We start from the raw sequence: 23,155 nt of genomic DNA, 5'->3' as shown, positions 1-23,155 counted from the left end.
TTTCATCTTAAGCTATCTTCAACTCTATCTAATAAAGCTCGTCCCTCTTCAGTTTTTCTTAAATTCACTAAATCAACTACATAGCGAATATCTGATACATCATTCCATCCTAGATCTAGTGCAAGATTCATATGCTTTAACGAAAGATCGATTCTATCAATTAATGAATAACCACATGAAAGTAAAAAGTGATGCCATGCATTTAAATCTCCTATATTACGAGCTTTTTGTACAAACTCACTAGCTTTATTAAAATTTGAATAGTATCTTAATTGATGGTACGCGGTAAAAACGAAATTATCTAATTCGTTATAAGGAAACACATAAGCTGTATAGGTTTGAAGATTTGTGAATCCAACTTTTCCCGCTAGTTTAATAGATGGAATACGAAAATCCTCCGTCTTCCAATGTGGTGTTCTTCCTTGCCTTAAACAGTCATCCAAGAATGCTCTTGCAGCCAACCAAGCATACCCTTTACCTCGCTGGAATAAATCATAAGTATTAATTCCAATTTCCACATCAGTATCTGTTGCAAAAACCGATAAGCAACTAGTTACAACTTGTTCATGTACCATTACTACATAACCAAATCCATTTCGGATGAAATCCTGAGTTGACTCCCAAAAATCAACAATATCATCCCGTACCATTGCGAACTTTTTATCTGATAGCATGTCGATTGTAATACGTTCCACCGTTACCTCATCAGGCATATTAGGTTTAGATAACTTATTATAAGACTCCGGATCAAAAGTAAATGTTACTCGAGTGTAAGGTTTAGGAATAAACATTTGCAATTGTTCCTCGACAACCTGTTTCCATTTTGATTCGGGTAATAATTCAACCTGAAAAAAGTCATCCCCTATCTGCTGAGCCTCAGGTGCAATTACTTCTTTAATAAAAGTTGGTAGACTTGAAACAAAATTACTTGTAGGATCACCTAATAAATAAAAAATTTCTTGTTCTGCCCATACAAGTGCACATCTAGGGTTATTAGGATTATCCACATAAATATGTCCCTTATTGTAACCATGAGCTATACCATTAAGTATTGGATGGTTCTTATAATCAACGAGAAGTGGAGATATTTGTTTGAATTCATCCTTTTCTTTTACCAATTCATAAATCATATTCTTAAAAGTCCTCCCTTTTGAGAACAAGTGTGAAGTGCATGCTGCGCAATAATTGGCTGAAGTACCTGCGAGGTACCTTCAATAATTTCTAAAACCTTTGCTTCCCTAAATAAACGCTCAACAGGATATTCTCTTGAAAACCCGTTTCCACCAAACACTTGGACAGCGTCTGTGGCTACCTTCATAGCCATCTTTGAGGCAAAATATTTTGCAATGGTTGTTTCAATTACAGCATCAGTATGTCTATCCTGACGCTTTTTCCCAGCCTCTTGGCATAACGAACGAGCTGCTTTTATATTTACACTTGCTTCTGCTAAAATTGTTTGAATTGCTTCATATTCACATATATATTTATTTCCTTGTTTTCTTCTTCTTGAATAAGCTACCATTGCTTCTAGTGCTTCTTGAGCAATGGCTACTCCCGCCCAGGCAATACTATATCTACCATGATCAAGAGCTGTGTTAACTACATAACTCCATCCACCCCCAATTGGTCCTAACAAATTTTCAGCTGGTACCTTTACATCTTGCAAATGAATCTCAGCTATATGCGAGGAATTACTTGCTAACAGTTTACTCATTTTATTTGTAGAAACACCCGTCATTGACCGTTCAACAATAAAAGCGCTAACTTTTCCCTCACTAGACGCAAAAACTAAAAAACAATCCGCAATGTCAGCAAAAGAAATCCATTTTTTGTGCCCATTAAGAATAAAATGATCATTAACTTGTTTATAGGAAGTTCCAACAGCTTTTGCATCAGAACCAACCTCTGGCTCAGTTAGGGCAAATGAAAATAATAGGTTCCCCTTTGCCATCTCAGGTAACCATTTTCTCTTTTGCTCTTCAGTCCCCCACCTTTTAATTGACTCCCCTACTAAAGATACATGAACTGTAAGTAATTCACGAACCGAATTACAGGCTTTACCAATGATTTCAGTAAGACGACCATAATCTAAAGAATCAAGAGAAAGTCCCCCATATTCTTTTGGTATCGTTGCACCCAATACACCATACCTTGAGAGTTCTTGTATCACATCATAGGGAAGCTCTTCATTACTTTCAAACTCACTTGCTCGAGGCCGAAGCTTCTTTTCCGCAAACTCATCAACTACTCCCAGAATCTCTTCTGCATTACTCATACTGCGAAATTCCCATTCTTCTTTTTGTTAATTAGATCAACCATATTATTAATAGTAGAAAAGTTAATAATATCAAGTTCATCATTATCTACTACTATATCAAACTCCGTTTCTATGAAATTTAACATTTGCATAGCAAAGAGCGAATTTACATAACCTTTTTCAAATATGTTGTCATCATTAGCAACAATAGTTTCCTCTGCATTAAAAATAATAAGATTTTTTTTAATGTATTGACGTATTTTTTCATGATTATCCATGTAATTACTCCTTCTGAGACCTGGGAAATCAATTAACCAATATCCCAATTAAAATCGGTCTCTATTTTTATTTTTTCTTTCTCCTGAGTCGCAGATAAAACAAGTTCTTTTTCCTCACTTGTTAACATTTGAATATCTTTTAGACTAACATTAGGATGAGTTGTTATTTCTTCTAATAGAAGGTTAAATCGCCGTCCAAATTCTACTATTGTTGATTTATCAAATAAAGATGTAGCATATTCAAAAGTGAATTCATATATATCTTTATTTTCTTCAGCAATAAGAGTTAAATCAAACTTACTTGTTAGTGTATCTGTGTTTGTTTCCGTGCTAATTTCTAATCCATCCACAACTGTATGTTTTTCATCCGAATTTTGTAATACAAACATGACATCAAATAAAGCACTTCGGCTTAAGTCTCTAGAAAGATCTAATTTTTCCACTAACTGATCAAATGGATACACCTGATGTTCGAAAGCTTCTAACGTATCGTTTTTCACTTTTTTCAAGTGATTAATAAAAGATTGATCTGGATTTATTTGATAACGTAATGCAATTGTATTTACAAACAGCCCCAATAGAGGTAACAAATCAGCATGCGGTCTACCTGCAACTGGTGATCCTATAATGACATCCTTTTGTTCTCCATGCTTGTACAGAAAAATAGTGAAAGTAGCCATAAGTAACATAAAAGGTGTCGTATCAGTTTCTAGTGCTATTTTTTTTATTTTTTGAGTAATTTCCTTGTTTACTTGGAAATTGTATTGTTCACCCTCAAAACTCTTTACTGGTGGTCGACCTCGATCGTATGGTAATTCAAGAACTGGTATATCCCCTGAGAATAATTCCTCCCAGTATTTCTTATGGATATCAAATTCTTTAGAAGATAATAATTTTTGTTCCCACACAGCATAATCTTTATATTGCAAACGATTTTCCGGCAATGTTTCCCCAGCATATAGGGCCTTAAAATCATGCATAAGGATACTTAAAGACACGCCATCTGTTATGATGTGATGAAGGTCAATTACAAGTAAATAACTATTATCTTTTAGCTCCTTTAGTCCAGCCCGCATTAACGGAACCTTAGAAAGATTAAATGGTTGTAACCATTCTTTATAATCTCCCTTTATCATTTCTAGCTCAAATGTTACCTGTTCTAATACTCTCTGTACTAATTGATCCCCCTGCCACTCAAACTGTGTTCTGAGTATTTCATTGCGTTTAATAAGCTTTTCAAAGACTAATTCTATCCTTTTCCGGTCCACCGTTCCTTTAAGAATAAAACAACTTGGTACATTGTATGTCATCTGTACCCCATCCATCTCTTGTAATAACATCATTCTTTTTTGAGTCGATGAAACCGGGTATACCTCAGATTCCGGTACTATTTCTATCTCTTGCAACCTATTTTCTTTTGAATTTTTAATAAAATGACTTAAAGTTCTTATTGTTGGATACTCAAAAAGATTTGCTAATGATAATTGGACATTAAATTCTTTCCATATTTTAGCGTTGATTACAGTAGCATGAAGGGAATGACCACCAAGTGCGAAAAAATTATCTTCCACACCAATACAAGGATTACCTATAACTTCTTTCCATATATCAACTAGCTTTCTTTCCGTATTATCGAGTGGTTTTACATAATTAGTAGTCTCTTCTATCGATGGAGAAGAATCTATGATTATATTCTTTGAATTTCCTTCTATAACAGAAATAAGAAATGTCATTATTTGTTCAGCTAAATTTTGCTCGTATTCTGCAGCGTGGTGAATTTTATCTGAAATATTTACTATTCCTTCTTTAGTTACTGATTTTGTTAAGTGCATTTTTATCAATGATCCACGAATTACTCCCCAATTGGCAGCTGCTGCCTTCATAGATTCAGCGATAGTTTGGAATTCCGAGTGATAATGCTCACCAAGAAACGAAAGCATTTTTGAAAACTTTACTCGGCCATCTACAACTTGACCCAAATGTGAGAATAACGGAACATCATTAAAGTCTAAATATCCATCGGTCTCTTTATTCAAATCAAACTTACTTATTAGTTGCGTAGCAAAAAGGTGCATTTGTGAAAAAATATGTTTTTCATCTTTTATATGTTTTATCCAATTTGACAAATCGGTTGTAATCGATTGTATGTCTGTGATCTCATCTTCAGTAACTTTTAAAGTACTTACTTTTTGATAACCCTTATGAAAAAGTTCTGTTGAAAGTTGTGCATTTTTAACCATAAAATATGGATCGGTAATAATTAAACAGTCTTCTGCGGGCTCATATCCTACAATAACAAATGAATGAACAATATGATTTTTTAGATAATTCTCATCCCAAGGAAGCCAGTACGCATTCATGGTTACCACCACAGGAAATCCCGAGTATAATTGTTCTAATATAATTTCAAATCCTTCATCGGATGAATCTGTATCAAATATAGTACTTTTTATACCATGATATTTTTCTAAATCACTTACAAAATAACCAGACTCTGTATATAAACCATCCCCTAAATTTCCCTTATCGACAGGAGAAAAACCAAAATCCCATAATCTAGCGTACATTAAATAATGTTTACGCTTAAACCAATTAGCTAACGTAGCAATCACATCATCAATACAATTTTGTTCAGAGCTTTTACAGGGCTCTACATCATATAAGATTGAAGAAGCATAATTTCCCATTTACTCACCTCTATATTTTTAACAATAGGAAAAACTAGTGTAATTTGGTAATCTGGTTAATTTTCTTTACTAAGTTGACAAAGATATGTATATCTTCTTTAAAAAACGATCAATTATTATTAACACCTTTAATATGAAGAATCTTATTCCACGAATCACTTTTTTATTTTAATCACTTTTAAATAAGGGGAGAATTCCCTAACTCAGAATCACCAGAATATACACTATCATTCCAGAAATCTAAGAGGGAAAGCTCCTTTAATCCCACAGTGTAGCAAGTGTAAATTTAAACTCTTAAAAGTCGCTTTTACAATATAAAGTAATACTAATTATTTTTCTTTTCTGCTATATAAGCCGCTAGTTGTTTAATATTTCGCTTTGTATATGCGACTAAGTCATCCGTATTAAGATTCTCGTTTTCTAAAGCAAGATCAAGCTCAATAGCTAGTAGAGAATTTCCTCCTAAGTCAAAGAAATCATCCTCTACACCGACAGCTTCAATCTTCAATATACTTTTCCATATTTCAACCAAACGAGATTCTAACTCATTACTAGGAGACATCCTACTCTCCTCCTCATTCTTAGGTAAAGATCTAGGTGAAGGTAAGGAATGTCGATCAACCTTTCCACTTGGTGTTAATGGTATGTTTTCAACTTCAACAAAGAAAGTAGGCATCATATAACTCGGAACTAATTTCGCAAGATGCAATTTCAAATCAGAAATGGATACAAGTGATTTTGCTACGAAATAAGCTACAAGCTTTTTCTGCCCATCTTCATCTTGAATGTCTACTATCACGGCTTCTTTAATTGCATGGTGTGAAGATAAAGCATCTAAAATTTCACCTGGCTCAATTCGATATCCTCTAATTTTTAATTGTTCATCATTTCTACCGAGGAATTCTATATTCCCATCAGGTAACCAGCGTGAAAGATCTCCTGTCCTGTACATTTTCTCCCCTTTTACAAATGGGTCTGGTAAAAACTTCTCTTCAGTTAATCTCATTTGATTTACATATCCCCTTGCAAGCCCTTCTCCCGCAATATACAGCTCTCCTACCGCACCAATAGGCTGAAGTCTCTGTTTTTGATTAAGTATATAAAGCCTTACATTCGGAATAGGCTTTCCAATAGGAATAGTATTATAGTTTTCACTTTCTTGAAGTGAAAACGTACTTGCGATAACTGTCGCCTCAGTAGGACCATACATATTTTCTATTTGAGTCGATAGTCGATGCTTTTTAAACTTATTAACCACCTCATGTGTCAAAGCTTCACCCGCAAGTAATATATACTTTACTTTATTTAAAACCTGGCTATTTTCATTATTAAGTGTATTTACGAAAGCTCTAAACATAGACGGTACAAAATTTAATAATTTCACATCATATTTATCTATAGTTCTTAAAATTGCTCTTGGGTTTCGATGTTCCCCATTTTCCATTATTACTAATTTACTACCTACTATGGTCCACCCAAATAACTCTAGAACAGATACATCAAATATATAAGGTGTCTTCAGTAAATACGTATCTGATTCATCCATAGGATATAAATGAGACATTGAAAATAAGAAATTCACAATACTACAATGTTCAATCATGACTCCTTTTGGTCTACCTGTAGAACCGGAGGTGTATAAAATATAAGCTAAGTTATTTGGTTTTCCAGTAACCTCCAGGTTGCTTGTATCACCAACGTACAAATTTTCTTGCTTTAAATCAATAATCTCTCCTACAAATGGAATTTCACCTACGTATTTAGATTCTGTAAGTACAAATTGAGGATTACAATCCTCTAAAATATGTTCCATTCGACGCTTTGGATATTCAGGATCAATTGGTACATATGCAGCTCCAGATTTTAGCACAGCAAATATAGCTATAATCATTTCTACGGATCTTTCCACAACGATACCAATTCTAGTTTCCTGATCTACCCCTTTTTGTCTAAGAAAACGAGCAAGCTGATTTGCTCGATTATTGATATATGAATAATTGTACGAAACATCATTTGAAATAACTGCGATTTCTTCTGGTTTATTTTCAACCTGATCCTCAAAAAATTGATGAACTAATTTACCCTGAGTAAAATCTAATGTTGTATTATTAAGTTCATTTAACATCCTTGTGGATTCACTTTTACTTAAAACATTAACATCTTCAATTTTCGCTTCAGGATTAGCTACCATCCACTCTAGCGTATTTATAAAATGCATCATAAACCGCTCTATAGTTTGCGGATAATATAGTCCTGTCGCGTATTCCAATTCTAATCGTAGACCCTCTTCTTCCGGAAATACTTCTATACTCATATCTACCTTTGAAGCTTGATGCTTAATTTCGTAAGATTTAAATGTAATATCTTTTATTTTTTCTGATGTTCTTCCGATATTCTGCATCACTAACATGACATCAAATACAGGATTCCGGTTAGTATGATAAGCCATGTCTAACTTATTTACTAACTCATCAAATGGGTATTCTTGATATTGAAATGCTTCTAGCGCATTTTCTTTTACTTCATTTAAGAATTGAATTATTGTCTTTTCCGCTTTAGGATGATTTCTCATAGGTAGTGTATTTACAAACATACCTATGATAGGCTCAAGATCATGATGAATTCTTCCTGCAATTGGAGAACCTACTATAATATCTTCCTGTTGTGTATACACATGAAATACTATATTTAGTGACGAAAGAAGTACCATATATAAAGTAGCTTCTCTTTCATCCGCAAAGGATTTTAATTTATTAGAAAGTTCAGGTGTTAGATGGAATACTAATCTATCACCTTCAAAAGTTTGATTTAGCCCACGTGGCTTATCAGTTGGGAACATAAGAATTGGTAACTCACCTTTAAACTTATCTACCCAATACTCTTCAATTTCTTTCAGCCCTTCATCGTGTAAACGATTGGTTTGCCAATTGGCATAATCTTTGTATTGTATTTTAATAGGCTCTAAGGCTTTGCCTGAATATAAATCTATAAACTCTTTTTCTAACTTTGCTAAAGATACTCCATCTGCTATTATGTGATGAAGATCAAATAGTAGCAGATATTGATTGAATTCTAATTTCATTAAACCGACGCGCATAAGTGGAGCCCTATCTAGCTGAAAAGGACGAACAAATTCCTGTATTAACTCTTCAATTGTTGATCTATCAGATTTATATAAATGTTCAATTCTAATATCTAAACTATCATGAATAAATTGAACTGGTTCACCTTTAATAAATTGGAATGAAGTTCTTAATGATTCATGACGTTCCACTAATTCTTTGACACATTGTTCTGCCTTTATAAAATCAAACTCACCTTCAATTAACATTGCGCCTGGTATATTGTAGGCAGTTCCTATTCCAGCAAAGCGGTTTAATATATATAATCTTTTTTGTGAAGAAGAAGCTTGATAAAATTCTCTATCAGGTACAATCTCAATTTGAGAATAATTTTTCTTCCCTTCATATTTCTCTATATACTCCGCTAATAGCATAATTGTAGGCCTTTGAAACATTTCACGTATAGGTACATCTACACCTAAACGTTTATATATGTGTGAAACAACAGAAGTAATTTGTAATGAATTACCTCCTAATTCGAAAAAGTTATCATTCACACCTATTTTCTCTATTCCAAGTACTACTTTCCATATCTCAGAGAGCATTTGTTCAATTTCATTACGTGGTTCAATAAATAAAGCTGTGGATTGCTCCCAAATTGGATCTGGAAGAGCTTTCCGATCTATTTTACCGTTTGATGAAATTGGAAACTGCTCAATCGGGATGATGTATGCAGGAATCATATAAAAAGGTAAATACTCTCTAAGGAATTGGCGTACCTCTTCTACTTTAGCTGAAGAATTCATAACAACATATGCACATAAAACCGGAGCATCTTCTCCCTCTTTTTTACGTGTAATTACAATAGCTTCACCTATTTCAGGATATCGTAATAGTTGCTTTTCTATTTCTCCCAATTCAATTCGTAATCCACGAATTTTGACTTGATCATCCATACGGCCTAAATATTCAAGATTTCCATCTGGTAACCAGCGAGCCAAATCTCCAGTACGATATACCTTGTCATCTATAATAGAAGAACCCTCTTTGTTGATTTGTATAGGAACAAATTTGTCCATAGTTAACTTAGGTTGATTTAAATAACCTCTTGCTAATCCTTCTCCTGAAATACACAATTCCCCAGGAATTCCAACGGGTTGTAATTGTTGATTATCACCCATAATATAAACTTTTTGATTAGCTAGAGGTCTTCCTATTGGTAATTGATTCATAAATTCTAACTCAGCGTGCTGAACATGATAACATGTAGAATCTACAGTTGTCTCTGTAGGTCCATAAGCATTTGTTAAATTTGGTCGGCAGTTTTCATTAAATAAACCAAGGAATTTCCGTGCTAATTTCGGTGGTAATTCCTCTCCAGCAATAATAAAATGTTTAAATGAATATTCTATTTCTTCATCTATAAAATTAGTTAATAATCGAAGATGCATCGGCGTTCCATCCGCGATATTTATTTGCTTTTCTTGATAAAAATTAATTAGCTTCTGCCCATCAGTTCTTGCTTCCTCAGGTACTATAAATAAACTATTTCCTAATAGAAGCGCACCAAACATGTTTTGTACTGAAGCGTCAAACTCAAAAGGTGAAACTAACCCGATCCGCATAGAAGAACTATATTTATCATATATTTCATTTTTTAACCCAAATATTAAATTTACAACACTACGATTTTCAACCATAATTCCTTTAGGATTACCTGTAGTTCCAGAGGTGAAAATAACATATGCCAAATCGTAAGGTGTACTTACTGAAGGGAAACTAACCAACTCTGTTTCAAGTAGTTCATTAAAGCTCACCATACTACAATCCTGGATTTCTCTTGTAAAATCTTCACTAATAACCTCTGGTTTTACTATACAAAGTGGAGATTTACATTCTTTTAGCATCGCCTCTATCCGTTTATACGGCAAATATATGTTAATAGGTAAATAAGCAGCCCCACTTTTTAAAATACCTAGCATTGCAATGACTGCATCAATGGATCGATCCATCATAAGACCAACAATGTGTCCTTTTCCAATTCCTTTTTTATGTAGAGAACTGGCAACCAGATCTACCTTTTCTTTTAATTGAGCGTATGTTATTTCTCTTTTGTCATCAGAAACAGCAAGTTTATTTGGATTATGCATGACTTGTTCTTCAAATAACTGTATCACCGTTAAATGATGCGGGTAATCTAACTCAGTTTGATTAAATGCAATTAACTCTCTTATATCATTATCACTAACCCAATCTAAATCAATATGGGGCGTATTCGGTTGTAGTAAAGCTTGCTCTAACAAGTCTATAAAATGATGGCCAAATCGCGTAACAGTAGATGTTTTGTATAGACGTTCATTAAAATACATATCACCTTCTATACACCCATTTACTTGACGGAAAGAGAATATAATCTCAGCATTGCTCTCACTTAAATAATTTAAATCTTGAATTTCCTCTAGCAAAATTGCAGTACGGAATGGATAATTACGCCCCTCTGGAAGGTAGTTACTCAAAACCGGTTGTAAACTTTCCAATGGGAAATTTTGATGTTCTAAAGCATTAACCATTACTGTACTAACTTGCTGGAGAATTTGTCTAAATGTCATATGTTCCTCAAGATCATGTCTTAAAACTAACAAAGTATTAATAAGATTAGTATCACTGTCTTGTTTTAAAACAGGTGTACCAATGCATATATCTTGCAATCTAGTATATTTATTTAACAGCAAAGTAAATCCAGCAGTAAGAATCATGTGCAATTGAAGATCTGATCCATTTGCTAACTTTAAAATCTTCTCGGACAATTCCTCTTTTAGTTTTATGCTAACATTTGATAAATCCACCTGTTTGTTTGATGTCCGGTAATCATAAGGGAAATGGCAGTCAGCCAGTTCCCCTGATAAGTTTTCTAACCAAAATTCTCTTTCCTTTATTCGTTCATTTGCGGCAATTACTTTATCTTTATTCGCTATTCGTTCAACCATAGTTACTCACTCCTGACAATAATCAATTAAAAGTTAAAATCCCCAAAATCTACTGATACCTTAACTGGTTGCAGTTCTTGAATTTCTTGTTTAAATGAAATATCTTTTAATAAAATTTCAGGATGATCTACAATTTGTTCAAAAATCTCAACATAACGCTCACATAACTTTTGAACCGTGTCCCTAGTATATAAAGAGGTTGCATATTCCATAGTTAGTTCAATTGTATCTTCCAATTCAACCACTCTTAGCAATAAATCCATTTGCGCGCGCTTAAAGTCGTGATCATATGTCTTTAGTTCTAAACCATCGATAAACATATGATCTGCATCCATATTTTGCATAACAAATGAAACATCGAAAAGTGGGTTCCTATTATACGTTCCTTGAAGTCCTAATTGATTAACCAGGTCCTCATATTGACATTTTTGATGTTCAAACGCTTGTAAGACCTGTTCTTTTACTTCAAATAGGAATTGAGTAAAACTTTGTTCAGCTCTTGGATAATTCCTTATCCCTAACATGTTTACAAATACTCCTATAATATCTTGTAAATCCGCATGTGGGCGACCAGTAATTGGTGAACCAATAACAACATCCTCTTGGCCAGTATATTTACCTAGCAAAATATTATATACAGAGAGCATTAGCGTATATAATGTTGTTTCTTCTTTTGCTAATAGACGCTTAATTTTCTTGGTAACATTGGAATCAATAGTAAAGGATATTTTACTACCTTTCAGATCTATTATTTCAGGTCTTGTATAATCTGTAGGCATATTCAAGACAGGTACACCATCTTTAAACTGCTCTAGCCAATACTGTTCATGTTTGAGAGCAATTTCTTTTTCTTTTTCACTCTGCTGCCATTCTGAGTAATCCTTATACTGTATTTTTAAGCTTGGTAATTTCTCTCCAGAGTAAAGCGCAAATAGATCTCTAACGAAAATATCATAGGAAACTCCATCGGTTACTATATGATGTAAATCAATAATTAAAATATGTTTTTGTTCTTCCAATCTAATTAACCCTACACGGAAATATGGAGCATTATTAAAATTAAATGGGCGAATAAACTCATTAATTATTTGTTCCACTTCAGATTCAAAGCCCTCAATTTGAGTAATATGGAAATCAGCATGATCATGAATAATTTGTACCGGTTTATCATTTTTCATTTCAATAGTAGTTCTAAATATCTCATGACGCTTAATCAATTGAGTGAACGCCTTTTCTAAACGTTCAATGTTTAATTTTCCATTTAGAAGAATAACGGAAGTATCATTATAAGCTGTACTTTCTGGATACAATCGGTGTAATACATAAAATCTCTTCTGAGCTGAAGAAAGCTGATAATAAGATTTAGGTTCAGCTGGAACAATAACATCAAATTCACTCTTATCTGCCCTTGAAATATAATTTGCTAGTTTCTCAATATTTGATAGAGTAAAGAGTTCTTTAATAGGAACTTCAACATTAAACTCTTTATGAATTTTTGAAACAATAGTAATAGCCTTAAGTGAATCTCCACCTAGTTCCAGAAGATCATCATGAACACCAACTTCTGAAACTTTAAATATATTTCTCCAAATTTTTGAAAGCTTTTCTTCTACCTCATTACGAGGTGCTACATATTCAGTCAAGAGTTGTGGTCTAGAATGGTATAACGTAGAATCTAATTCTTCTTCCTTCTCATCATTGAAAGAATTTAATAACACCCATTGATCAATACGCGCTTGCAGTTCCCCTGGAGAATGAATCAGTACTTCCCCTTGTTTCCATGACAGTGCTATATTAAAGGCCTGAACTCCTTCTTCAGGTGTCATAGATAATTCATGTACACTTGCACCTATCTGCATATCTTTTTCTTCATCTTCCCAGTATTTCCAATCACTCCAATTCACACTTATCCAAGGCAGGTTGGAATAACGATTTATATATTGTGCAAAAACATCCATGTATATATTTGAAGCAGCATATGATACATAACCTAATCCACCTAAGACCGCTGAAATGGAAGACATTAGAACACAAAAATCTAAATCTTTATTTCGTAAGCACTCTTCTAAATTGATAAGACCATAAATTTTTGCAGAAAATTGTTCCTCACAGTCCTCTTTTTCAAGTTCTTGAATCAAATTAAAAGTCTTTCCACCAAGAATACCTGCACCATGAATTACACCATTAATCTTTCCAAATTTTTGTTCTGCCTTATAAATTGCTTCGTATAGTTGTGATTGATCTGTAACATCAGCAGCAAGTACAGAAACTTTAGATCCCGTTTCTTCTATCTCTAAAACTTTACGAATTCTGTCCGAATACATCGTATTTTCCTTCAAATGCATATCCCACTCATCACGATTTGGCAAACCAGTACGTGTAAGAAGAACTAAGTTGGCTTGTACAGTTTGAGCTAAATGTTTCGCAAGAATTGTACCAATACCTCCGAGTCCTCCTGTAATAAGGTAAGCTCCATTTTTTCGTAAAGGCAATTTCTCTTTAGCTGGCTGTTCTAGTTGTATAGGCTCATAAGTTTGAACAAATCTTTTATTTCCTCGATAAGCAATCATTTTATCATTCGTATTTGAAAGACATTCTTCTACTAATTGATTTATTAGCCTACTCTTCAATTCTTTGTTTAGAGGTAAAACAACATCAACACTTGAACAAGAAAGATAAGAATACTCTTGCGGAACAACTAATGACGTTCCAAGTACAGTTGATTTTTCTGGAATTAATTCTTCATCACCAAACACTTGTTGAACACCATTTGTAATGATTCGAATTGAGATTGAATCAGAGATATTCTTGTCTCCTAGTGCCTGAGCTAAGTAAAAAATTGAATAGAATCCTAAGTTTTGTTTACAATTTACATATTCAATTGAGGCTTGTCTTTCCTCATCCGTAATTCCCCACATATGAACTATTCTTGTAGGTAAACCACATATTTCTTGTACTTCATCCAATAACTTAACGTAATCTGTACGTTCTTCAGGATTTATAATGAAGCGATCGTTATTCTCCTTATTAAAACCAAAGCCAGGTTCTACTGTAACTACTCTCTGCCCTTTATTTAATAAGTCCTTAACTAGTTCATTACCTAATCCTTCTTGATCTACAAAAACAATCCATGTCTCATTCACATCATGATTTGGTTCAAACAATGTAGAACTTTTCCATTGTGGCGTATAGAACCATTCAGAAATGTTGTTATTCTTACTAATTTTAGATTGCTTACTATTAAGCTTTTGACCTAAATCATACGGATTACCTTGTAATTTATAAGATATTTTATTGAAAGAATACATTGGTAATGGGATACGTCTTCTCTTCTCATCTTTATAAAATTGTTCCCAATCTATAGAAATACCTGTTACCCACATTCGAGTGATGTGACTAAATAAGAAATACATATCTGATACATCTTGTTGAACGGATCGAACCGTATTAAATATTCTTTCATTACCATTTTCATAATCTAAAAGGCGACTAGTAAGCCTACTAAGATCATTTCCAGGACCAATCTCGATGAATAGACTTGTATTGTCCCTATTCAACTCTTGAATTCCATCAGAGAATCGAACAGTTCCACGCAAGTGTTTTACCCAATAAACTGGGTTTGTTGCTTCTTCAGGTCGTATCCAAGTACCAGTCAAGTTTGACAAATAAGGTATTTTAGGTTCTCTGAGTGTTAATGTACTAACATAGGAAGCATACTCGTCCAGAATTGAATCCAGTTCGTGTGAATGTGCTGCTCCTTCTATTGTTACTCGCATACACATTAAACGCTTTTTCTTTAATTCATTTTCAAAATCTACAATTGCTTCTTCTGTCCCAGAAACTATACAAGCTGGACCATTAACTACCGCTAAAGAAATGGTATGTTGATATTCTTTTTCAAAAGAATTAATCAAATGAATTAATTCCTCTTCTGGAAGTGGAACGCTAAGCATTACTCCTGCAGGAAGACTACTCATTAGCTGACCTCTTTTTACAACCAATTTAAGCGCATCTTCCAAAGTAAATACTTCTGCTAAACAAGCAGCCACATATTCACCAAATGAATATCCAATCATTGCTTCAGGTTTAATTCCCCAACCCATTAATAGTTTCGCAACTGAGTATTCAAACGCGAAAAGAATTGGTTGACTAAATTCCATTCTTTTCAATTTTTCCGTCGCCTCATCAATACTGAAAGTAGTTGGGTATAACACTTCTTTCATGTTTACATTCGTAACAAATTGTAGGATTGCAAAGCATTCATCCATAACTTCACGGAAAATTGCCTCTTGTTCGTATAATTCTAACCCCATGTTTACATATTGCGATCCGTTCCCAGAAAACAGGAAGTTAATTTTAGGATGTTCCTCTTTTACATTTGCATATTGTACTCTTCTTCCTTCTGGCTGGTTTAATTGTTCAATTCCCTCTTGGGTACTGGAACAAACTAAAGCTCTCCTATGCTTGAATTCCTTACGTCCAATTTGCAATGTATAACTAGCGTCAGCTAAATTCACATGAGGATTCTGTTCAAGGTGATTTCCTAAATTCAAAGTCATACGATCCAAAGCATCTTTCGATTTTGCCGAAATCATTAACATCTGGTATGGTCTACTATTTGAGGTTGCTTCAAGCTTTGGTGCCTCCTCCAAAATAATATGTGCATTTGTACCACCAATACCAAATGAACTTACACCTGCACGTAATGGTTTATTATCCTCTTTCCACTCATTTAAGTGTTGATTTACATAAAACGGTGTCTTTTCAAATCCAATTTGCGTGTTTGGTTTTGTAAAATTCACACTTGGCGGAAGAACCTGATCTTTCATCGCAAAGACCGTTTTAATTAGACCAGCAACACCGGACGCTGCATTTAGATGGCCCACATTTGCTTTAACAGATCCGATTGGTACAGATTGTTTTTCATTAGAGTTAAACACTTCACTAAGCGCCTTGATCTCAATGGTATCTCCTAGTTTAGTAGCAGTTCCGTGTGTTTCAATATAGGAAATGGACTCAGGTTCTACATTTGCTTCATGTTGCGCCATTTTAATAACTTCTACTTGGCCCTCTACACTAGGTGCAGTGTAACCAATTTTCCGATTCCCATCATTATTGATCGCTGTTCCTTTTATTACTGCATGTATAGTATCTCCATCATTTATAGCTTCCTGTAAAGGCTTCAGGACAACAATCCCAACTCCGTCTCCAAAAAGCATTCCATTTGCATTTTCATCAAAAGGACGACAATGACCATCTGAAGAAAACAGCATTCCTTCTTGGTAGGTATAACCTGCTTTTTCAGGTTGAGTTAATGTAATTCCCCCAGCTATAGCAATATCACAATGCCCCTGTAATAATGCTTGGCATGCATTATGAATAGCCACCAATGATGTTGAACATCCCGTAAAGAGATTCATACTTGGTCCTTTAAGGTTAAATTTGTAAGAAATTTGAGTACTAAGCGAGTCTTTGTCGTTAAGTAATGAAATTAAAAATTGCCCAGCTGGTTCATTTGCCTCTGAAAGAGTAGATAACACTTGCCAATATAAGTTAGGAGATGCCCCACTATATACACCAATTAGGCCCGGGTATGTCTCAATATTATATCCAGCATGTTCAAGGGCAGACCACGCACATTCATGAAATACTCGTAGTTGTGGATCCATTAATGATGCATCTTGAGGTGTATAATCAAAGAATGGAGCATCAAAATTATCAGTACCCTCTAAATACCCTTTCGCTTTAACGTAATTAGGGCTTTTTACTTCCATAGGATTCACACCAGATTCAATTAACTCTTCATCTGTAAAAAATTGAATAGACTCTGTTCCAGACTTTATATTATTCCAGAATTCATTTACATTCTGTGCTCCAGGAAAACGCCCATCTATTCCTATAATTGCAATATCGTTATCTTCTTTCGTTTTTCGATTAAAACGTTTTGTATGTTTAACTTGATTCTTTTGCTTATCTCCACTTAAGTATCTCGCTAAAGAACGAATACTTGGATACTCAAACATAACTCCAATTGAAATCTGTTTTTCTAATCTATTAATTAATCTCTCATGAATTTGAATTATATGAAGTGAAGTTGCACCAAGATCAAAGAAATTTTCATTTACATTTACAGTATCAACACTGTAAAACTCTTTCCAAATTCCTGTAATTATTTCCTCTACTTCATCTTGATTTCTGAACTTATCTCCCGTTTTCGTTTGAGTTTCCAATCCAGAAATTCGTTTACGAGAATTCAGATTAATCCATTGATCAAAACGTTTATTTAAATCTCCTGAAGAAATAATTACCTGATTTAAACCACTTAAACCAAGCACACATTGGAATGTTTTTTGTCCTTCCTCAGATGTCATTTCAAGCGCTTCTATACTTTGAGCATTGAATATTTTATTAACCTGTTGAGCTCCCGTGTACTGCCAATCTCCCCAGTTAATACTGGTCCATCGATTATTAGATGTATAACTCACTTTGTCTGAAAAACTATCTAAGTAAAGGTTTGCTGCTGAATAGGCTACAAAACCTAATCCACCCAAAATAGGTGAAAGTGATGAAACAAGATAACAAAAATCAAGATCATAATTACTTAATAGCTTATCAAGAACTAGCACACCATGTACTTTAGGAAGAAATTGCTCTTCACATTCAATCCTACTTATCTTTTCCATTGGACACTGAGCTGATTTAACACGTAAGACACCTGCTGCATGAATTACCCCATTTATGTGACCAAAATTAGCCTCAGCCTGATGAATCACGTTTCTCATCTGCTCTTCATTAGCTACATCTGCAACAGCTGTCATTACTTTTGCTCCCAATGACTCCAACTTCTGAATATGGTTAATACGTTGACATAATTGTTCATTTTCAATCTGTGATTGAAGAATTTGATCCCATTCTTCACGATCAGGAAGAGCTGTTCTACTAACTAATATTAGTTTAGCCTTTACTGTACGCGCCAAATATTCTGCTAATTTAAGGCCTACTCCTCCCATTCCACCAGTAATTAAATAAACTCCTTCCGATCGAATATTCGGAATTTTTGAAGCTGATTCATTTTCATTTATTACTAGCATTTCACTTACTTTTTCATCAGGTATAGGCTCATAGATTCGAATGTAACGAGTGTTATTTCGAATTGCTATTACAGTGTCAATAATGTCCGTTTGAATCTCAGAATATAAGTTTGATATTAATGCTTCTTCATTATCAGACAACATAAAATCTACACTACGGCATCTAATATTTGGATACTCTTGCGGAAATACTTTTATAGGAGCCAAAAGAGTAGATTTTTCTGCAATAATAGACTCGTCTCCTACTACCTTTTGCATATTATTCGTCATAACATTTATATTGATAGGATAAAGTAAATTAAATTTACTAATTGTCTTTGCAAGTGATATTAATGAATAGAATCCAGTATCTAAGGTCTCGATACCTAAATCCTTATTATCCACATTCCATAGATGAACAATCTCCTCTGGTAAACACTCTTGTTTTTGTAGCTCATTAAATAACTGATAATAATCTTCTTGTTCAGTAGGGCATATTGTAAATTCATTTAAACTAATCTTTTTATATGAAGGACCCACACCGACTGTTATAACACGATGTCCATCTCTTTCAAGTTTTTCTTTAAGAGCTAAGCCTATATGCTCGTTGTCTAAAAATAACAACCAACTTTTAGTAGATCCTTTAGTTACATCTACAATTTCTTTTTCCGTCCAACCTGGAGTATAGAACCACTCAGCTATATTAGAACGTTTCTTTATCGATGTTTCTTCACTATTAGTTATATTTTGCTGTTCTGCTGGATCTATCCAATATCGTTTTTTCTCAAAAGGATAAGTTGGTAAGGCAATACGTAATCTATATTCCTCTTCATACAGTTTACTCCAATTAATTTCTACCCCTAACTCCCACGCTTGTCCCAATACCTCTAACAAGTCGTTCTGTAAAATAATCTGATTATTATTAATTTCAGAATTTAATAACTCTCCAATATGTACAATCACAAAATTAGGATCTACATCCTTAACTTGTGTTAGAAGTTCTACTTTTTCTCCATGCGTCCATTCTGTCTGTAACTCTATATAGTTCTCAACTAATGGATTCAGGACATCTTCTGGCTTAAGAGATTTATTATAAATATCTGAAACCATTCCAGCTAAGCCTGTGCCAATAATGTTAGAAGGACGTACATCACATTCAATTAATACATCAATAATCGATTGCAAGCAGACGAAAAAGGTTAAATCTTCAACCAAGCTATCATCTGTTCCTTTAAAGAATGCTTCTTTCAATGCCTTTCCAGTATACATTTGGGCATCAGTCATATTACGCTCAAATACTTGTAAGAATAATGGTTCCTTTTGGTATAGTTCTTTTACATTCTCAATAATTGATGAGTATTCGCTAGGTAACACAAATACCAAATCTGGATTTTCTTGCGTTTTTACGTGAAAATCTTTAACTGTTTTTAAATTGTCTATAGCGCTATCTATATCCTTACATAAGACCGCTCTTCTATACGGAAATGGTCGACGGCCAGTTTGCAATGTGTATGCTACATCTGCTAATTCAACATCTTTATTAGATTCCAGATATTGGACCATATTTACTGTAGCATTATTTAAAGCTTCTTTTGACCTAGCAGAAAGAACCATTAACTTTTTCTCTCTAGTAGAAGCAGAACTTTTAACTTTAGGCGCTTCTTCTAATACAATATGAACGTTAGTTCCACCATATCCAAAAGCACTCACACCTGCTCGAAGGAGATCATTATCTTCACTTTGCCAATTCACCAAATCAGTATTGATATAAAATGGGCTATCTATAAAATCAATTTTCGAGTTAGGGCGCTTCACATTTAAAGTTGGCGGGAGTTGTTTATGCCTCATAGATAAAACTGTCTTTATAAGTCCCGTCACCCCTGCAGCTGTATCTAAATGACCTACATTACTCTTAACAGAACCAATTGCACAAAAAGATTTCTTGTCCACATCTTGAAACGCTCTCTTTAGAGCCTCTACTTCAATAGAATCCCCTAATGGCGTTGCCGTCCCATGTGTTTCTATATAACTAATTGTAGAAGGATCAACTTCAGCAAAACTATGAGCTGCTTGAATTACTTCAGCCTGTCCCTCAACACTCGGAGCAGTATAGCCTACTTTTCGACCTCCATCATTATTTGCTGCTGATCCCTTAATTACACCATATATCGTATCTCCATCAGCAATCGCATCTTCTAATCTCTTTAGTATTACCATACCTACACCATCACTAAAAACTGCACCCTGGGCTTCTGCATCAAAAGTACGTACTTTGCCATCAGGTGAACTTGTCATTCCTTCATGGTATTTATAACCATTCTTTTTAGGATACGTTATAGATACTCCACCTGCAGCTGCAATAGAGCATTCTCCAGTTAACAATGATCTACATGCAAGATGAATGCTCAAAAGAGATGTAGAGCATGCTGTATACAATGTAAAACTCGGTCCCTTAAGTCCCAACTTATAGGATGTAAGCGTTGAAATCGCATCTTTATAGGAAAGAGTACCTGCCTCTGAAAACTCAACCACACTATCACTGTTTAATAATGGCGTGTGCTTCATCCAATTAAAATTAGTAGATGCTCCTACGTATAACCCTATTAATCCTTCATAATCAAATGGATTATAACCTGCCATCTCTAATGCTTCCCATGTTGTTTCCTGTAACATACGGATTTGGGGATCCATTATTTTCGCTTCTCTAGGTGTATAAGCAAAAAAGGATTCATCAAAATATTCTACTTCCTCCAAATACCCTTTTGCTTTCACAAAATTAGGATGTTGTAAAACATCTAAATTAACACCTTCTTTAATTAACTCATCTTCAGTAAATGTAGAAATTGAATCAACACCATTTTTTAGGTTATCCCAGAATTGGTTTATTTCATTTGCACCTGGAAATTTACCTGCCATTCCAATAATCGCTATTTCCAAACCAGTTTTACTATCATCTTGATGCTTCATTTTCACTTTCCTCCTATTTTGTTTAATTCGTATTTTCTATGCTTTACATACTCTTAGCTACAATACTTAGAGCTAATACTCCTATTTCATAAACTTAAGCAAAAGAAAAAACACATGAAATTACCCATAAAGTAGCTAAAGTGATTTACATACCTGACAGAAAACAAAAAATTTTAATTACGATTTCTATTCCTGGATTTCAATGATATTTTGAGCACTCATTTTTATTCTAAAAACCTAATAATTTGGTAATAATTCTGTTAATATTACACTTTATGTAGTTAGTAACATATTCACAAGAAGTTTTCTTTAAGAAATTAATTTGTAGAGTAATAATTTTGTAGGGGTTTTATGTTATGAAATTAAGCATACTTTTTCCAATATCATATAGAAAAAAACAAAAAAGTGACATACAGTGAATATTGAGAAATAAAATTCATTTATTCCATATCTAACCAAAATAGAACGAATTTTCAATTTTAAATTAGATTTTCTTGCATTTATAATTGCATTCTCTATAAATAATCTATGGTGAGCTTTTAAACTTTAAACATAAATGAAATTATATGTGAATTTTTTAGTTTAGATGAGGATCTATACGTGAATCCATTCCAGAGGAATTACATATGCTACAGTCTTGTTTTACCCTTCCGTTCATGTTGTTGATTTTCCGTTACGTTTTGCTATTCATATACCATATTTTTCATCTTATATCCATAACGATTGTCCTGCAGACGTTTTAAATTATCTTCAAACCCACTATTTCACTAAACTGTAAAATTAAAACCACTAAATTTCCGAATAAACTGAAAACTTATGAGAAATTGACAAGAAATCTCAATAAGATCTTTTCAATATATCTTAACTTCAATCTCATGGAATCCGGACCCAATAATGATGCTATACGGGGGAATATTCTACTAAATAGAATTACTAAAAGAGATATCTATAGAGAACTCAGATGTTAAAGAGAATGCTTTGGATTTTGTTGAAGAAATAGCACAAAATATAGAAAGTGTTCAATTGAAGTTCAACAAAAAGCATTTGTTATTTATTCTATAACAAATGCTTTTTGACAAATTACATTCTTTTTTATAACCTAAAAAAGAATTGAGTGGTCGAGACTCAATTCCTTTGGTAAAGCTATTTTGCCAACGAACACCTGGTATGTGAATCCTTCATTAAACGTTGGATTCTTTTACTTTGTTTTCACCATAAAATGTAATACTGTATATGCCATTTTTCTTGCTAAGTTCATTCTTGAAATCCTTCCTTTTTCCTCTCGTTACAAACATGAGCAAACTTTGTGGCTTCATGCTACGACAGGTACTTTACTTAGCCCTGAGGACTTAAATACAAAAGCGGTTTTGTTTTTACAACATATTTTTCTTTACTGTTACAACAAAAAGTATGTGAACAAACGCAAATTTCTAACCATCTCTTCTCTTATTTTAGGCGGCGAATTCGCATCCTAAATGCCACATTATTTCAAGTGCCAAATGCTTTAGAGAATGTATATCAGGCTCTGGAGTATGTGCCCAAACAGCCGAAATCAAAATTCAATTAAAATATGATCTACACAGTGGGGAATTTCTCAATTTTCAAGTTGGACCTGGAAAAAATAATGAATATAGTGTTATTTGGGAGATTATTGATTGTGAAACAACCGATGAATCATCCGCATGCACTTGGGATGAACCAATCAAAATAATAAAACTAAAAAAGAGAGGATTAACTGGTCATCTCCCTGTCAAGTAGACAGTAATAAAAAGAGTATTATGCCACGGCCTTTTCCCGATATTCTATCGGGGAAAGGCCGTGAAGTTTTTCTTGGAATCTTTCTGTAT

Annotated in this window: 7 protein-coding genes and 1 pseudogene; 1 reads left to right on the top strand and 7 read right to left on the bottom strand. The window is 33.8% G+C overall.

Features of this window, described 5'->3' with window-relative positions; all coding sequences use genetic code 11:
* Positions 1–2: 2 nt before the first annotated feature.
* The 6 genes from ACTFO4_RS24865 to ACTFO4_RS24840 all read right to left on the bottom strand — a co-directional run bounded on the left by ACTFO4_RS24865 (position 3) and on the right by ACTFO4_RS24840 (position 21,308).
* The gene (locus ACTFO4_RS24865; RefSeq protein ID WP_440014491.1) at positions 3–1,130 is read right to left on the bottom strand and encodes a GNAT family N-acetyltransferase; all 1,128 of its coding nucleotides are present in this window, start codon (positions 1,128–1,130) and stop codon (positions 3–5) included.
* Positions 1,127–2,275 (bottom strand): acyl-CoA dehydrogenase family protein, encoded by a 1,149-nt coding sequence (locus tag ACTFO4_RS24860; RefSeq protein WP_326265659.1) that lies wholly within the window; start codon positions 2,273–2,275, stop codon positions 1,127–1,129. Before ACTFO4_RS24860 ends, ACTFO4_RS24865 begins: the two co-directional genes overlap by 4 nt.
* Positions 2,272–2,535: an acyl carrier protein gene (locus tag ACTFO4_RS24855; RefSeq protein ID WP_440014490.1), complete on the bottom strand. Its 264-nt coding sequence runs from the start codon at positions 2,533–2,535 to the stop codon at positions 2,272–2,274. Before ACTFO4_RS24855 ends, ACTFO4_RS24860 begins: the two co-directional genes overlap by 4 nt.
* A 32-nt stretch (positions 2,536–2,567) precedes the next feature.
* Positions 2,568–5,222: a condensation domain-containing protein gene (locus ACTFO4_RS24850; RefSeq protein ID WP_440014489.1), complete on the bottom strand. Its 2,655-nt coding sequence runs from the start codon at positions 5,220–5,222 to the stop codon at positions 2,568–2,570.
* 325 nt (positions 5,223–5,547) lie between these two features.
* Positions 5,548–11,271, bottom strand: a complete 5,724-nt coding sequence (locus ACTFO4_RS24845; RefSeq protein ID WP_440014488.1) for an amino acid adenylation domain-containing protein — start codon at positions 11,269–11,271, stop codon at positions 5,548–5,550.
* Positions 11,272–11,297: 26 nt separating this feature from the next.
* Positions 11,298–21,308, bottom strand: a complete 10,011-nt coding sequence (locus ACTFO4_RS24840) for an SDR family NAD(P)-dependent oxidoreductase (RefSeq protein WP_440014487.1) — start codon at positions 21,306–21,308, stop codon at positions 11,298–11,300.
* Between the two features lie 1,310 nt (positions 21,309–22,618).
* Here ACTFO4_RS24840 and ACTFO4_RS24835 point away from each other — a divergent pair.
* Positions 22,619–22,964, top strand: a pseudogene (locus ACTFO4_RS24835) (transposase); the annotation flags it as partial.
* A 120-nt stretch (positions 22,965–23,084) separates the two neighbouring features.
* Here ACTFO4_RS24835 and ACTFO4_RS24830 read toward each other — a convergent pair.
* Positions 23,085–23,155 (bottom strand): IS3 family transposase (locus tag ACTFO4_RS24830; protein WP_325782447.1); only part of this gene is annotated, 71 nt, incomplete at its 5' end.

It is taken from the genome of Bacillus cereus group sp. MYBKT14-1 (assembly GCF_051915185.1).
GTDB classification, from domain to species: Bacteria; Bacillota; Bacilli; order Bacillales; family Bacillaceae_G; genus Bacillus_A; species Bacillus_A cereus.
Note: the sequence above shows the minus strand (reverse complement) of the source record. Positions and strands in the feature narration are given on the sequence as shown.